At 69.3% G+C, this 15,924-nt stretch carries 13 protein-coding genes; 10 read left to right on the forward strand and 3 right to left on the reverse strand.

Annotated features, from left to right (window positions below; genetic code table 11):
• Positions 1-143: 143 nt before the first annotated feature.
• Together AC2W7K_RS13990 and AC2W7K_RS13995 are read right to left on the reverse strand one after the other, a co-directional pair.
• Positions 144-650 (reverse strand): DoxX family protein, encoded by a 507-nt coding sequence (locus AC2W7K_RS13990; protein WP_009381036.1) that lies wholly within the window; start codon positions 648-650, stop codon positions 144-146.
• A gap of 152 nt (positions 651-802) precedes the next feature.
• Positions 803-1,930, reverse strand: coding sequence for a CPBP family intramembrane glutamic endopeptidase (locus AC2W7K_RS13995; protein ID WP_009381037.1), 1,128 nt, complete (start codon positions 1,928-1,930; stop codon positions 803-805).
• Between the two features lie 185 nt (positions 1,931-2,115).
• Here AC2W7K_RS13995 and AC2W7K_RS14000 point away from each other — a divergent pair, with 185 nt between their 5' ends.
• The 3 genes from AC2W7K_RS14000 to AC2W7K_RS14010 all read left to right on the forward strand — a co-directional run bounded on the left by AC2W7K_RS14000 (position 2,116) and on the right by AC2W7K_RS14010 (position 6,489).
• Positions 2,116-3,645: an APC family permease gene (locus AC2W7K_RS14000; RefSeq protein ID WP_063251018.1), complete on the forward strand. Its 1,530-nt coding sequence runs from the start codon at positions 2,116-2,118 to the stop codon at positions 3,643-3,645.
• Positions 3,646-3,904: 259 nt separating this feature from the next.
• Positions 3,905-5,326 (forward strand): argininosuccinate synthase, encoded by a 1,422-nt coding sequence (gene argG / locus AC2W7K_RS14005; RefSeq protein ID WP_486006304.1) that lies wholly within the window; start codon positions 3,905-3,907, stop codon positions 5,324-5,326.
• Positions 5,327-5,685: 359 nt separating this feature from the next.
• Positions 5,686-6,489 carry a DNA alkylation repair protein gene (locus AC2W7K_RS14010; protein ID WP_100227556.1) on the forward strand — a complete coding sequence of 268 codons (804 nt, stop codon included), beginning with the start codon at positions 5,686-5,688 and terminating at the stop codon, positions 6,487-6,489.
• Between the two features lie 193 nt (positions 6,490-6,682).
• On the opposite strand, the gene AC2W7K_RS14015 is transcribed toward AC2W7K_RS14010, so the two are convergent.
• On the reverse strand, positions 6,683-7,378 hold the full coding sequence (locus AC2W7K_RS14015) for an alpha/beta hydrolase (RefSeq protein ID WP_009381043.1): 696 nt from the start codon (positions 7,376-7,378) through the stop codon (positions 6,683-6,685).
• Positions 7,379-7,633: 255 nt separating this feature from the next.
• On the opposite strand from AC2W7K_RS14015, the gene AC2W7K_RS14020 reads away from it, so the two are divergent.
• The 7 genes from AC2W7K_RS14020 (at position 7,634) to iolD (ending at position 15,872) form a co-directional block, all read left to right on the forward strand.
• Positions 7,634-8,818: a Gfo/Idh/MocA family protein gene (locus tag AC2W7K_RS14020; RefSeq protein WP_009381044.1), complete on the forward strand. Its 1,185-nt coding sequence runs from the start codon at positions 7,634-7,636 to the stop codon at positions 8,816-8,818.
• A complete protein-coding gene (locus AC2W7K_RS14025) occupies positions 8,815-9,807 on the forward strand; it encodes a sugar phosphate isomerase/epimerase family protein (RefSeq protein WP_486006305.1) in 993 nt (330 codons plus the stop codon). Before AC2W7K_RS14020 ends, AC2W7K_RS14025 begins: the two co-directional genes overlap by 4 nt.
• Positions 9,808-9,847: 40 nt before the next feature.
• Positions 9,848-10,615, forward strand: coding sequence for a GntR family transcriptional regulator (locus tag AC2W7K_RS14030; RefSeq protein WP_009381048.1), 768 nt, complete (start codon positions 9,848-9,850; stop codon positions 10,613-10,615).
• Positions 10,616-10,889: 274 nt separating this feature from the next.
• Positions 10,890-12,080: a 5-dehydro-2-deoxygluconokinase gene (gene iolC / locus AC2W7K_RS14035; protein WP_082835001.1), complete on the forward strand. Its 1,191-nt coding sequence runs from the start codon at positions 10,890-10,892 to the stop codon at positions 12,078-12,080.
• On the forward strand, positions 12,080-12,991 hold the full coding sequence (locus AC2W7K_RS14040) for a Cgl0159 family (beta/alpha)8-fold protein (RefSeq protein ID WP_009381058.1): 912 nt from the start codon (positions 12,080-12,082) through the stop codon (positions 12,989-12,991). The genes iolC and AC2W7K_RS14040 overlap by 1 nt, the downstream gene beginning before the upstream one ends.
• Entirely contained in the window at positions 12,988-13,974 is a 987-nt protein-coding gene (iolB, locus tag AC2W7K_RS14045; RefSeq protein WP_009381060.1) for a 5-deoxy-glucuronate isomerase, read from the forward strand. The genes AC2W7K_RS14040 and iolB overlap by 4 nt, the downstream gene beginning before the upstream one ends.
• Complete coding sequence (gene iolD, locus AC2W7K_RS14050) at positions 13,971-15,872, forward strand: 3D-(3,5/4)-trihydroxycyclohexane-1,2-dione acylhydrolase (decyclizing) (RefSeq protein ID WP_009381062.1); 1,902 nt, start codon at positions 13,971-13,973, stop codon at positions 15,870-15,872. Before iolB ends, iolD begins: the two co-directional genes overlap by 4 nt.
• The last annotated feature ends 52 nt before the right edge of the window (positions 15,873-15,924 follow it).

A 15,924-nucleotide genomic window follows, 5' to 3' on the forward strand; every position in this document is an offset into this window, starting at 1 on the left:
GTACAGACAAGGCTACTCCGCCCACCCTGTGCCGCGGGAGGCTTCGGGGGCTGATCACGGACGTTCGTCCGCCTCGGCGAGGTGACGCCTCGGCGAGGGGCGGGACCCGCGATCACGGCGGTATCGGGACGCCCCCGGCCCGATCAGCTGCGCTGGGCCTCGCGGACAGCGTCCTTGCCTTCGCGGAAGCCCCGCTTCTCCGCCTTCCGAGCCGCCTTGTCCGCGGCCTTCGCAATGGCGTGGCGCGTGTCCTCGGTGCCGACGATGACGAGGAGTCCGCCGAGGGCGGCGAGGTTCTTCGCGAACTGCATCTTCTGTGCCGAGGCCTCCGGCTCCTCGTCCTCCCAGAACGCGTGGCCGGCGAGAGTCGTCGGGATGAGCGAACCGGCGAGGGCGAGCGCAGAGAGTCGCGGCTTGATGCCGAGCAGCAGGGTGGTTCCCGCGGCGAGCTGGATGCCGCCGTTGATCCGGACGAGGAGTTCGTCATCGTCGGGGAGCACCGGCACGTACTCCCGGATCTTCTCCAGCGTCGGCGCGGCCATCTGCACGCGCCCGCCGGGCTTGGTCAGCGCGCCGTAGCCGCCGATGATGAAGATCGGTGCGGTCGCCATGCGTCCCACGGTGCGCAGCAGCGATGATCCCAGTGCCATGAGCGTCTCCTTCGTCGGGTGGTTCGAGGTGTCCGCCGAGGTGGTGCCGACCGCCTCGGCGACGAGGTCGTTCGGGGCTTGAGCCTATAGGAAGGAATGACTGAGCTCAATGCTCTGGTGGGGAAATCTCGTAGGCGCGCCGACCTGCGGATTCATTCCTCGGCGGGTGCCGAGTTACGACGAGGCGGCTTGACGTCGACCTCCGGCTGCCGCCGGAACTGCCCGGTGAGGACGAGGACGAGGACGACGACGGCGGAAACGAGCCACCCGGAGACGCCGAGGACGGTGACGAGAGCCATGTCCGGAGTCGGGGAGTCGGCGCTGAGGACGAGAGCGAGCAGCATCCCCGACGAGGCGTTGAGAGCGGCGTGGGCGAAGACGGCCGGCCACAGGGACCCGGTGCGCAGGCGCAGCCACCCGAAGAGGACGCTCAGGGCTATGCAGCCGCCGACCATGAAGGCGAGGCCCGTGAGGTCGGGACGGCCGAAGTTGTAGCCGAGGAGGATGAGCGGCGCGTGCCACAGCCCCCACACGAGACCGATGAGGAGCAGCGCCGGCCATGTGCCGAGCGGCCGCAGCGAGGTGAGCAGCCATCCGCGCCAGCCGACCTCCTCTCCGAAGGCGAAGAGCGCGGTCGCCCCGGTGTTGACGACGACGATGACGAGGTAGACGGCCACCGCTGCGCCCAGCGGGAGCTCCTCGAGTCCCGGCAGCGCCTGCTGCTGCGCGGAGAACCCCGAGAGTCCGACGAGGTCGAGTCGCATCCAGCCGAACGCGCCGGCGAGGAGATAGGTCGCAAGGACGAGGAGGTAGGTGGCGAGTACCGCCAGGCCGGTCCCTCCGAGCACCCGTCCGACCGGATAGAGGGGCCAGAGGCCGAGGCGGCGGGGAATGCTCGCGAGCGGTTCGCGGGCCCGCCTTCGTTGGACGATGAGCGCTGCGATGGTGCCGAGCAGCGGAGTGAACATGAGCGCTTGGCCGGTGAGCTGGACGAACGTGAGGTCGCTCAGTCCCTTGCCCGAGAGCCACAGCGGCAGGCAGACGAGCCAGCCGAGACCGACGGTGACGACGAGGAACACGCCGACCTCGACCCATGGGACGCGGGTGGGCACGATCGGGGGCGCAGACTCCGCGGACAGGCGCGAGCCAGGGGCCGCCTCGGCGGGGGTGCCGGTCGGGGCAGCGGACTCCGCGGACAGGCGCGCGCCGGGCACCGCCTCGGCGGGGGTGGAATCCGCCGTGGGGACGGGACGCTCAGCGGCAGGGTCGGGGGCGCTCATCGGATCCTCCTCGCATCGTGACGTCTCGCTGATCTCTGCCTCCAATGTACGGCGGAGCGTCGGCGACGTCCTCCCCCGCGCGGATGACCGAGGCCTCCGACGCGCAGGCGAAGCCGCGCCCCTGGTCAGCTCCCCGGTCGGCTACGATGAGCGGGTCCCACAGTGATTCGCGCAAAGGTGCCGAAATGACAGAACAGTCCCCGCAGACCCCTCGCCCGCCACAGTCCCCACGGTCGGGAGCCCACCTCTCCGACGGGGATCACCTCTCCGTCCTCGGCTACAGCGACTCCTTCGAGCGGTCGATGAGCGTGTGGGCGAACTTCGCGCTCGGATTCACCTACCTCTCCCCGCTCGTCGGCGTCTACTCACTGCTCGCGGTCGCCCTCGCGGCCGGCGGCCCACCGTCGATCTGGTGGATCGTCATCGTCGCCGCAGGTCAGATGCTCGTCGCCCTCGTCTTCGGCGAGGTCGTCTCCCAGTTCCCCATCGCCGGCGGGATCTACCCGTGGGCGCGGCGGCTGTGGGGCAAGCGGTACGCGTGGATGGCAGCATGGGTCTACATCTGCGCGATGATCGTCACCATCACCTCGGTGGCGGAGTTCGGGGCGGGCTTCGTCGCGAGCCTCTTCGACTTCGAACTCACCCGCAACGTCACCCTCGTCCTCGCGCTCGCACTCCTCGTCCTCGCGCTGGCGATCAACTTCAGCGGCACGAAGTGGCTGGCCAGGATCGCGCGCATCGGCCTCTTCGCCGAGCTCATCGGCGTCATCGGGCTCGGCCTCTTCCTCCTCATCTTCGAGCGCAAGCACCCGTTCTCCGTGTTCTTCGATGCGATGGGTGTGGCCGGAGACGGCAGCTACCTCGCCGCGTTCATGGGTGCTGCCGTGGCCGGGCTCTTCCTCTTCTACGGGTTCGAGGCCTGCGGCGACGTCGCCGAGGAGGTCTCCAACCCCGCCCGCGGCATTCCCAAAGCGATGATCATGACGATCGTCGTCGGTGCGGTCTCCGCCCTCTTCTCCTTCGGCGGGTACGTCCTCGCGGCCCCCAACCTCGACGAGATCGTTGCAGGTGAGGTCGTCGACCCGATCCCCTCGATCCTCGAAGGCAGCCTCGGACCGGTCGGTGCGAAGCTCTTCCTCCTCATCGCGATCCTCGCGTTCATCTCGTGCGTGCTCAGCCTCCAGGCCGCCGCCTCGCGCCCGATCTTCAGCTTCGCCCGCGACGGGATGATGCCCGGCCACCGGTGGCTGTCCCGAGTCGCCGAGGGCACGAAGGTCCCCCGCAACGCCCTCATCGTCGCGTGCACCGCCCCGGCGCTCATCTGCGTGCTCATCTGGTTCAACGACGGCATCCTCGTCGCGGTCACCTCGTTCGCGATCCTCGGCATCTACTTGAGCTTCCAGATGGTCGTCCTCGCCTCCCTGCGCCAGCGCGCGAAGGGGTGGAAGCCGGCGGGTCCGTGGTCGCTGGGCGCATGGGGCATTGTCGTCAACGTCCTCGCGCTCGCGTACGGGATCTTCGCGATGATCCTGCTCGCCCGGCCCGGCGAGTCCGGGGCGTTCTTCGCCGACTACGTCGTCCTCATCGGTCTCGTCGTCGTCCTCGCCGTCGGCTTCCTCTACCTCTTCATCGCGCGTCCCGACCGGAAGTCCGATGCCCCGGAGGGTGATGCCATCGCCGTCGCCGAGGCGATCCGCGCCCACCGTCGCGACTGACGTTCCAGCCGGGCGGGGTGGCGGCGCGGGGGTCGCGGCGGCGCAACCGCTCGGTTCTGATCCACACGGTACGGATCGATCCATGCCATGCGGATCGAAACCGAGCGGTTGTGCCGCCGTCGCAGGACCGGCCGGACACGGCACGGCGGACCACCTCGGCGAACCACCCAGGCGGACCACCTCGCCGCCTCCACATAAAAATTCATTCCCCTGCATAACAATTCGACACAGACGCCCCGGGACGGCTACAGTGAGGGGCATGTCGAAAGTTTTCTCCTCCCTGCCCATCGGTGAGCACGTCGGGATCGCCTTCTCCGGCGGTCTCGACACGTCCTGCGCGGTCGCGTGGATGCGTCACAAGGGCGCGATTCCGTGCACGTACACCGCGGACATCGGCCAGTACGACGAACCCGACCTCGAGGGCGTGACCGCTCGGGCCAAGGAGTACGGCGCCGAGATCGCGCGCTTCGTCGACGCCAAGCGCCTCCTCGTCGAAGAGGGCTTCGTCGCCCTCCAGTGCGGGGCGTTCAACGTCCGTTCGGGCGGGAAGACCTACTTCAACACGACCCCGCTGGGCCGGGCGGTGACGGGCACGATGCTCGTGCGCGCGATGAAGGAGGACGGCGTCGACATCTGGGGCGACGGATCGACCTACAAGGGCAACGACATCGAGCGCTTCTACCGCTACGGGCTCATGGCCAACCCGAAGCTGCGGATCTACAAGCCGTGGCTCGACTCGGCGTTCGTCGAGGAGCTCGGCGGTCGACAGGAGATGAGCGAATGGCTTGTCGCCCACGGCTACCCGTACCGCGATTCCGCGGAGAAGGCGTATTCCACGGATGCGAACATCTGGGGTGCGACGCATGAGGCGAAGAGCCTCGAGTTCCTCGACGCCGGTCTCGACATCGTCGAACCGATCATGGGCGTGCCCGCGTGGCGCGACGACGTCGAGGTCGAGACCGAGGAGGTCACCGTCCGCTTCGAGGCCGGCCGCCCGGTCGCGATCAACGGCGAGGTCTTCGACGATCCGGTGGCACTCGTCTACAAGGCCAACGAGATCGGCGGCCGGCACGGGCTCGGCGTCTCCGACCAGATCGAGAACCGGATCATCGAGGCGAAGTCCCGCGGCATCTACGAGGCCCCGGGCATGGCTCTGCTCCACATCACGTACGAGCGCCTCCTCAACGCCATCCACAACGAGGACACGATCGCCCTCTACCACGAAGAGGGACGCCGGCTGGGGCGGCGGATGTACGAGGGACGGTGGCTCGACCCGCAGTCGCTCATGCTCCGCGAATCCATGCAGCGGTGGGTCGCCTCGGCGATCACGGGCGAGGTGACGCTGCGCCTGCGCCGCGGTGACGACTACACGATCGTCAACACCGAGGGCCCCAACCTCTCCTACCACCCGGAGAAGCTGTCGATGGAGCGCGTCGGCGACGCCGCCTTCGGCCCGGAGGATCGGATCGGCCAGATGACGATGCGCAACCTCGACATCGCCGACTCCCGTGCCCGCCTCGAGCAGTATGCGGCGATGGGCATCGTCTCGGGCCCGACCTCGGAGCTCGTCGGATCGCTCGAGGCCGGTGGCGCCGAGGAGATCGCGAGCACCGACGTCGACGTCGACGCCGCGACCGACCGGTCGGGCCTCTCGGCCGCGTTCGACACCGGCACCGACTGAGGGCGCCGGCACAGAATCTGCGGTCCGCCGACCGTGGGCACGGACTGCGCCTGTGGTGGGAGGACCGTCGGCGTCGCCTGGCACCGGTGTTGCTGCCGGACGACGCTCACACGGAGGACCCCCTCGAATGGGTATCGGATTTCGAGGCGGGTCCTCCGCTTGTCTGCTTATCTGCGCCGATCGGCTTGTCCGCTTATCCGCGCTGATCGGTCGGGTGCGTGTGCTCCCCTCCCGTGATGGCACCGGCTATTCGTTCGCCCGCTCCGTGATCGCGCCCGCGAGGAGGATCGGGTTCGAAATCTCCGTGTTTGTCGAACCCGATCCTCCTCGCGGACGCTGTCCTCATGCAGACTGAAGCCATGACCACGGAAGGTGTGACCGATTCCCGAACCCTCGCCGAGGTGATCGACGCCGAACTCCGTGCCCGCGCGGATCCCACTCGCGCCGAGAAGGAGAAGGCGTACCTCAAGAGCGCGCTCACGCACTACGGGGTGAGCGTTCCCGACACCCGCGCCGTGGTCACGGACGCGATGCGGTCGGCCGAGTTCGACCACGATGCGGTCGTCGGTCTGGCCACGGAGCTGTGGTCCGGACCGGTCGGCGAACGCCCGTCGGCGGCTGTGCGGCAACTGCGCTCGGTCCCGATCTACGAACGGCGATCGGCGGCGGTCATGGTGCTCGTTCGGGGGAAGGGCCACCTCAGCGGCGCGGATGCCGATCTCATTGAAGCCTTCATCCGGGAGGCCGGAACCTGGGCCCTCGTGGATCCTCTCGCCGGCGATCTCGCCGGTCCTCTCGCCGATGCGAGCGGCGAGTTCGATCAAGTGCTCGAGAGATGGGCGGTCGATGAGGACTTCTGGGTGCGGCGGGCGGCTCTGTTGGCCCACCTGCGGCCACTGCGCGTCGGGGCCGGTGACTTCGAGCGCTTCTCGCGCTTCGCCGACGCGATGCTCGAGGAGCGTGAGTTCTTCATTCGCAAGGCGATCGGCTGGGTCCTGCGCGACACCGCGAAGAAGCGGCCTGACCTCATCTTCGAGTGGCTGCTGCCGCGGGCGCACCGCGCCTCAGGTGTGACGGTCCGGGAGGCGCTCAGACCGCTGTCGCCCGATCAGCAGACCGCGATCCGCTCGGCACACCAGAGTGGACGCTCGTCGCACGCTTAGCAGCACCCCGCACCTTCGACGACACATCGCCCCGACAGCACAGCCCCGGAGGCTGATCTGGTTCGAAACGCGACGCGATATCGAACCGGATCCGCCTCCGGGGCGCTGGGTTAGCGGGCGCTGGGCAGACGGGCGCCGGGCAGGCGGCCGCGCGTGGACGGCCGCCCGGCCGCCGCACCGAGCGGCGAGCGCGTCAGGCGGTGACGGCGGCCGCAGCCTCGTCGATGAGGTCGGCGACGGCCTTCGGCTGCGAGGCGAGCGAGGCATGGCTCGCGTCGAGCTCGATCGTCTTCTGCGGCTGCATCCGCTCGGCCATCCGACGCTCGTTGTCGGGCGCGATCATCCGGTCCTGCGTCGAGACCTGATACCAGGTCGGCTTCGCCTTCCACGCCGGGTCAGTGACTGCGTCTTCGAAGGTGGAGCCGAGCGGGGCCTTCTGCGTGACGGCCATGACGAGGGCCTGCTCGTCACCGAGGTCCTGGCAGAAGCTCTCGTGGAACTTGTCCTGCTTGACCCAGAGGTAGCCGTCGGAGTCGGGCTCGAGGTTGGGTGCCGCCTCGGGAGGCATCTCCTGCGTGATCCCGCCCGGGCTCTCACCGGCATCGGGCGCGAAGGCGGCGATGTAGACGAGGCCGAGTACATTGGGCTGATCGCCCATCTCCGTGATGACGGCTCCACCGTACGAGTGGCCCACGAGGACGACCGGGCCATCGATCTGGGCGACCATCTTGCGGGTGCGTTCGGCGTCGTCGGCGAGAGAGGTGAGAGGATTCTCCACCGCATGCAGGTCGGTGTAACCGCGCTTGTTGAGCTCGACGATGACGTCGGCCCAGTGGGCTGCACCTCCCCAGAATCCGTGGACCAGGACAACACTCGGCTTATCTGACATCGGTACTCCTCGGTTTCACGGAAGCTTCCTTCGGAACCTTCCTTGGTTCAACGGGGGTGCAGGGCGGGTGCCCATCGTGAGAATACAACGGCGCTTGCACCTCCCACCGGGGAATTCCCTGTGAACGGGGTGACCTATCGCGTCTCAATGCCGAGGGGATTCATGTCGTGACAAATTATTCCGTGAATCCTCTTTTGACATGACAAATATCTCGCTAGGGTGGTGTGTGCCCACACAGTCTTCGAAGGAGAAGTCATGACCGAACGACTCGGCGTCGCCGTCATCGGAGCCGGCATGGCCGGTCGCGCCCATGCCGCCGCCTGGCGGGCCGCCCCGACCGTCGGCACCGGAACTCTGCCGACCATCGACCTCGTCTCGATCTGCGATGTCGTGCCGGACGCCGCTCGAACCACGGCCGAGCGCTTCGGCTACTCCCGCTTCGACACCGATTGGCAGGACATCGCCGCCGCCGATGACATCGACATCGTCAGCGTCGTCGTCGCCAACTCGCTCCACAGGCCGATCGTCGAGGCGCTCCTCGCCGCCGGCAAGCACGTGCTGTGCGAGAAGCCGCTCACCGATACGATCCCCGAGGCGGACGCCATGATCGCCGCCGCCGAGAACGCGGATACGATCGCCCGTCTCGGCTTCACCTTCCGCCGCACCCCGGGTCTCGCGGCGATCGCCGACCTCGTCGCGAACGGCACTCTCGGGCCCGTCCAGCACGTGGACGCTCACTACTGGACCGACTACGCGTGCTCGCCGACCGCGCCGATGAGCTGGCGGTACCAGGGAGGTGCCGGCACCGGGGCACTCGCCGACGTCGGCAGCCACCTCACCGACTCCGTCGAGTTCATCGCCGGTCCGATCACCGCGGTTTCGGGAGGGCGGTTCCACACCTCGATCACCGAACGCCCGCTTCCCCTCGGCCATGTCACCGGTCATGACCATGTCGAAGTCAGCGACGAGTACGAGCCCGTGACCAACGACGACTACGCAGGCTTCGGCGTCGAGTTCGGCACCGGCTCGGGCACCCTCCAGGTCTCGCGCATCGCCGCCGGGCACCCGAACACCTTCGCCATCGAGGTCTTCTGCGAGAACGGATCCGCCGGCTTCGACTTCCGCCGCCCCGGCGAGATCACCCTCGGCCACACGACCGGCGATCCCACCCGCGACGGACTGACGACCGTGCAGCTCGGACCCGCCCACCCCTACTTCGCCACCGGCGTGCCGATGGCCGCCCCAGGCGTGGGCATCGGTCAGAACGACGGCTTCACCTTCCAGGCCCGTGCCTTCCTCGACGAGGTCGTCGGTCGACCCGAATCCGAGTCCTACCCGCGGTGCGCGACCTTCGCCGACGGCCTCCACGCCCTGGCCGTGCGCGACGCCGTCATCGCCTCGGCCGCGAACGGCGGGGTCGCCGAGGAGGTCACCCGATGAGGCTCGGCGTCTACACGGCCATCCTCCACGACCGCGGGCTGCCCGAGGCGCTCAACGCGATCCGCGATCTCGGCCTCGATGCGGCCGAGATCAACGTCGGCGGCTTCCTCCCTCTCGTGCACATGCCGACGATCGACGACATCCTCACCTCCGATGCCGCCCGCGACGACTACCTCGCGACCTTCGCCGAGGCGGGGGTCGCCCTGGCGGGCCTCAACGCCAACGGCAATCCGCTCGACCCGAACCCGGAGATCGGCCCGCCCACGCTCGCCGACATCGAACGCGCCATCGACGTCGCCGCTCGCCTCGGTCAGACCCGGGTGGTGACGATGTCGGGACTGCCCGGCGCCCGCGCGGAGGCCGCGACCCCGACGTGGATCGTCAACCCGTGGGAGTCCTCGCACCTCGATACGCTCGAGGACCAGTGGGCCCGGGCCGTGCCCGTGTGGCGCGAACTCGACCGCCGGGCCGCCGACCGCGGCGTGATGATCGCGATCGAGATGCACCCGCACAACCTCGTCTTCAACCCCGCCACCCTCGAGCGCCTCATCGACGCCACCGGGGGTGAGAACATCGGCGCGGAGATGGACCCCTCCCACCTCTTCTGGCAAGGGATCGATCCGATCGCCGCGATCGACCACCTCGGCGATCGGGTCGTCCACGCCGCAGCCAAGGACGTGCGGATCAATCCGGCGGCGGCCGTCCACGGCGTCCTCGACGACCGGCACACGCGCTTCACCGGGGACCGGATCACGCGGATCCGCGGGGGCGCGGCGATCAACCGATGGCCGGAGGGCTCGGCCTGGGACTTCGTCGCGCTCGGACGCGGACACGACCAGGACTTCTGGGATCGGTTCGTCGCGGCCCTCGCCGCCGTCGACCCCGACATGGCCGTCCACATCGAACACGAGGACGAGGCGCTGGGGCGGATCGAAGGACTCGAAACCGCCGCCGAGGTGCTGCTCACCGCCCGCGATCACGCCGGGTAAGCTCGAGGGCAGACCGAGACCGGAACGAAGCAGGGACCCCATGGCACGCGCACCCGAGACCGAGCTGAGCGAGGAGTTCTTCGGCACCCTCGACCGCTCCGCCGGGGCCGCGCCGCTCTACGTCCAGATCGCCCGCCGCCTCGAGGCCGCGATCACCGCCGGAGACATCGCCGCGGGCACCCGTCTGGAGAATGAGGTCTCGATGGCCGAGCGGCTCGGTCTCTCCCGACCGACGATCCGGCAGGCGATCCAGGACCTCGTCGACAAGGGGCTGCTCGTGCGTCGGCGCGGGGTCGGAACGCAGGTCCTCCAACGCCCCGTCGCCCGGGCCGTCGATCTCACGAGCCTCCACGAGGACCTGCAGAAGTCGGGCAACGCACCGGCGACGACCGTGCTCAGCCACCGCGTCGAGGCGGCGGACGCGGAATTCGCCGAGCGCCTCGGTGTGGCGGTGGGGTCCCCGACCCTCCACCTGCGCCGACTCCGGCTCATCGGCTCGACGCCGCTCGCGATCCTCCACAACGTCCTGCCCGAGCCGTTCGCCGATATCACCGCCGCCGAGCTCGTCACCGCCGGTCTCTATGAAACCCTGCGCGAGCGCGGGGTCGTCTTCTCCGTCGCCCATCAGACGATCGGCGCCCGCGCTGCCGCCGACGACGAGGCCGACCTCCTCGACATCACCCCAGGCGCCCCGCTGCTGACGATGCACCGGACCGCGCTCGACCATTCGGGCCAGATCATCGAATGGGGCGACCACTGCTACCGACCCGACCTCTACTCGTTCGAGACGACGCTCGTCTCGCGCTGAGCGGCGGGGGCGCTGAGGGGGCTGGCACTCTCGTGGTCGTCGAGGAGTGCAGCAACCGCGCGGTGTGGATCCGCACGCGGTGGTTCGATCCGTACCAGGGGGATCGAAACCGAGCGGCTGCCTCACGACCGCTCCCGGGATGCGAGCACTCCCCAGAACCGCCCCCAAAAAAAGGGGGTGACGCAGAGCACGATGAGTGATATTGTCATGACAAATAGTTTGTCCTGACAAATAGACACGCGGCACTGCAGCCGCACGGAGGGAACCGACGTCCATGACTCAGACACCTTCGCCGTCACCGCAGGATCACCCGCGGAACGAGCAGGCTGACGCGCAGCCGGTTCACCCGCGGACCGGTACGGCTCACCCGCGAATCGAGCAGGCCGACGCGCAGACCGACCGGACTCCCGCTCCGACGACCCCGCGCACCACCCCGTTCGACCTTGTGAGCATCGGGCGCATCGGCGTCGACATCTACCCGCTCCAGGACGGTGTCGGCCTCGAGAGCGTCGAGACCTTCGGCAAATACCTCGGCGGTTCGGCCTCAAACGTCGCCGTCGCCGCTGCCCGCTACGGACTCAACTCCGCGATCGTCACCGCCGTCGGCGACGACCCGTTCGGGCGGTACCTCCGCGATGAGCTCACCCGCCTCGGCGTCGACAACCGTTTCGTCGCCACCGACACCGAGCACAACACCCCGGTGACGTTCTGCGAGATCTTCCCGCCCGATGAATTCCCCCTCTACTTCTACCGCGACCCGATCGCCCCCGATCTCACGCTCACCGAGGCCGATCTCGACCTCGACGCGATCCGGACCGCCCGGATCTTCTGGGCCACGGTCACGGGTCTGAGCGTCGAACCCAGCCGTTCGACCCACCATGCGGCCTGGGCGGCCCGCGGTCGCGCCGAGCACACGGTCCTCGACCTCGACTACCGCCCGATGTTCTGGTCCGATCCCGCGACGGCCACCGCCGAGGTGTCCCGAGCCCTCGACCACGTCACCGTCGCCGTCGGCAACCGGGAGGAGTGCGAGATCGCCGTCGGCGAGACGGACCCCGACCGCGCCGCCGACGCCCTGCTCGAGCGCGGCATCGAACTCGCCATCGTCAAGCAGGGACCCAAGGGCGTGCTGGCGAAGACCGTCGACGAACGCGTCGAGGTCCCGCCGTATCCCGTCGACGTCGTCAACGGTCTCGGCGCCGGCGACGGCTTCGGCGGCGCCCTGTGCTTCGGACTGCTCGAAGGCTGGGATCTCGAGTACCTGCTGCGCTTCGCCAACGTCGCCGGTGCCATCGTCGCCACCCGTCGGGAGTGCTCGACGGCGATGCCGACGACCGCCGAGGTGACCGCCGTCGTCGGTGGCCCCGGTACCACGCAGACCGCCTCGGCGAACGACAACGCCGGAGCCGACCTCGCTCACACCTCACCCTCGACCCCCGCCGCCTCGACATCGAAGGACCGCTGATGCCGACTCCCACCCTCTCCCCCGCGGCGTTCGCCCGCCTCCGCGACGCGCGCTTCGACGACCCGGCAGCGATCTCCGCCGCGTGGTCCGCCCGCGCCCGCCGCCCGATCGGCGGTGCCGATTCGAAGCTCTTCATCGTCGCCGCCGACCACCCCGCCCGCGGAGCGAACGCCGTCGGCGACGACCGGTTGGCCATGGCCGACCGCGAGGACCTCCTCAACCGGCTCGCCACGGCACTCTCCCGTCCCGGCGTCGACGGCGTCCTCGGCACTCCCGACGTCCTCGACGACCTCGCGTTCCTCGGCTGCCTCGAAGGCAAGCTCGCCGTCGGGTCGATGAACCGCGGCGGCCTCGCCAGCTCGGCCTTCGAGATCGACGACCGCTTCACCGGTCACACCGCCGCCGGCATGGCCCGCGACGGCATCGACCTCGCGAAGACCCTGCTGCGGATCAACCTCGGTGACCCGGCGACCGCATCGGCGCTCGAAGCCAACGCCCGCGCCGTCAACGACTGTGCAGCCGAGGACATCCCGGTGATGATCGAACCCTTCCTCAACGAATGGGCCGACGATCGGGTGCGCAACATCCTCACCCCCGAAGCCGTCATCACCTCGATCGGGATCGCCCAGGGCCTCGGCACCTCCTCGGCGCACACATGGCTGAAGATCCCCGTCGTCGACGATATGGACCGAGTGCTCGCGGCGACGACCCTGCCCACCCTCCTCCTCGGCGGCGAGCGCTCGGACGACCCCGAGGCAACGTTCCGCAGCTGGGAGGCCGCGCTCGCGCTGCCCGGGGTCCGCGGCCTCGTCATCGGCCGCTCCATCGTCTACCCCGCCGACGGCGACGTCGGCGCCGCCGTCGACCGGGCGGCCGCACTCGTCCACGGATCGGAGAGGACCTCGGCATGATCAACGACTGGCTCCACCGCCGCGACACCCTGAGCTCGGGCGCCTGCGAATCCCTCGTCGATGCCTCCCTGCCCGGGTGGGCGCACACCGGCCTGCGGATCCTCGAGCTCGCCGATGCGACCGTCGACCTCCCCGCCGAGGCGGTCGAACGGGTGCTCGTGCCCCTGTCCGGGCCGACATTCACCGTGAAGTACTCCGCGCCCGAGGGCATCGTCGGGGAGCAGAACCTCGCCGGTCGCCGCTCGGTCTTCCACGGTCCTGCCGACTGCCTCTACCTGCCCACCGGCACCGCCGCGACGGTCAGGGGCTCGGGACGCATCGCCGTGTGCGAAGCCCCGACCGAGGAGACCCGACCCGTCCAGTACCTGCCTGCGGCCGATGTCCCCGTCGAGCTGCGCGGGGCCGGGCGCTCGAGCCGACAGGTTCACAACTTCGCGACCCCGGCGGGACTCGACTGCGTGAAGATCATCGCGTGCGAGGTCATCACCCCGGCCGAGAACTGGTCGTCCTATCCCCCGCACAAGCACGACGAAGCGATCGCCGGGACCGAGACCCGGCTCGAGGAGATCTACTACTTCGAATCCGCAGTCTCCCGCGGTCTGACCGCCCCGGCTGCGGCCGATCCGTTCGCGCTCTTCGCGACGTACTCCTCGGCGGCCGGGGAGATCGAGACCTCGGCGATCGTGCGCACCGGCGACATCGCCCTCGTCCCCTACGGGTACCACGGCCCCGTCGCCGCGGCCCCCGGCTACGACAACTACTACCTCAACGTCATGGCGGGCCCCGACCCCGACCGTGCGTGGCTCATCACCGATGATCCCGCCCACGGCTGGGTCCGCGAACAATGGGAGGGTGAGGAGTTCGACCCGCGGCTGCCCTACACGGCGGAGCCGACCGGCGATGAGGACACCACAGGCACTCAAAACGCCGCCGCACCCGGACGCGACGGGTTCACCACCGAGGATGGAGGAGAACGGCGATGACGACGATGACGGTCGCGCAGGCGCTGATGACGTTCCTGACCCGCCAGTACACGGTCGACGGCGATACCCGGGTGCGCACGATCGCAGGGACCTTCGGGATCTTCGGCCACGGCAATGTCGCCGGCATCGGTCAGGCGCTGCGTCAGCTCCACCATGACGAGCCCGGGGCGATGCCTTACCACCAGGCGCGGAACGAACAGGCGATGGTCCACCAGTCCGTCGGCTACGCCCGGATGAACCGGAGACTTTCGACGTTCGCCTCGGCGGCCTCGGTCGGTCCGGGAGCGGCGAACATGCTCACCGGGGCGGCCTTGGCGACATCGAACCGGATGCCCGCGCTGCTTCTGCCCTCCGACACGTTCGCCACTCGCGTCGCCGACCCCGTCCTCCAGCAGCTCGAACACCCGCACGACACATCCTTGCAGGTCACCGACGCGTTCCGGCCGCTGTCCCGGTTCTTCGACCGTGTCGACCGGCCCGAGCAGCTCTTCTCGATCGCTCTGACGGCGATGCGCGTGCTCACCGACCCCGCCGAGACCGGGGCGGTGACGATCGCCCTGCCCGAGGACGTCCAGGCCGAGACCATCGAGGTCCCCGCCGAGTTCCTCACCGAACGCGACTGGCACCTGCGCCGGCCCCTGCCGGAGACCGGTCCGCTCGAGCGGGCGGTCGCAGCGATCCGCGAGTCCCGGACCCCGCTCATCGTCGCCGGAGGCGGTGTCCTCTACTCCCACGCCGAGGACGAGCTGCGGGCCTTCGCCGAGGCGACCGGGATCCCCGTGGCCACGACCCAGGCCGGGGGCGGGGTCCTCGACTGGGATCACCCCCTCAATCTCGGCGGGATCGGAGCGACGGGGTCGACCGCAGCGAACCGGATCGCCGCCGACGCCGACCTCGTCATCGGCATCGGCACCCGCTACAGCGACTTCACCACCGCGAGCCGGACCGTATTCCAGAACCCGGAGGTCCGCTTCGTCAACCTCAACGTCGCCGCCTTCGATGCGTTCAAGCACGGCAGTCGCCTCCCCCTCGTCGCCGACGCGAGGGAGGGGATCCGGGGACTGCACGAGCACCTCGGCGATTTCCGGGTGAGTGAGGACCTGAGCGCACGGGTCGACCGTGAGCGCACGGACTGGATCGCCGTCGTCGATGAGGCCACGGCCCCCACCGATGCCGCGCTGCCCGGTCAGGCCGAGGTCATCGGGGCGGTCAACACCGCCGCCGGTCCCCGCGACGTCGTCATCCAGGCAGCCGGTTCCCTACCCGGTGACCTGCAGAAGCTCTGGCGCACGAACGATCCGCTCGGCTACCACGTCGAGTACGCGTTCTCGTGCATGGGCTACGAGATCGCCGGCGGGCTCGGCGTCCGCCGCGCGATCGACGCCGCCGGTGAGGACCGGGAGGCGATCGTCATGGTCGGCGACGGGTCGTACCTCATGCTCCACACGGAACTCGTCACCGCGGTCGCCGAAGGGCTCAAGCTCATCGTCGTCCTCATCCAGAACCACGGCTTCGCCTCGATCGGCCACCTCTCCGAGACCGTGGGCGCACCCCGGTTCGGCACGTGGTACCGGAAGTACGACGCCGAGGCGAGCGACTTCCGCACCGACGAGGTCCTCCCCGTCGATCTCGCCGCCAACGCCCGGTCGTACGGCATCGACGTCGTCGAGATCGACCCGGGACCGGATGCGAGCACGCGGCTGGCCGAGGCGGTCGCCGCAGCCAGGGAGGCGGAGACCTCGACGCTCATCCACATCCATTCCGATCCTCTCGTCTACGCCCCCGACGGTGAAGGCTGGTGGGATGTCCCCGTCGCCGAGGTCTCGACGATGGGCGACACCCAGGCTGCCCGCGACGAGTACGAGATCGCCGTCAAGAAGCAGAGGCCGCTGTTGTGAGCACTGCACTCGACACCAGCCCACAGGCCACCGCACCCGACCGCACACGAAG

This window comes from Brevibacterium sp. LAARM2_SD2, from assembly GCF_057364785.1.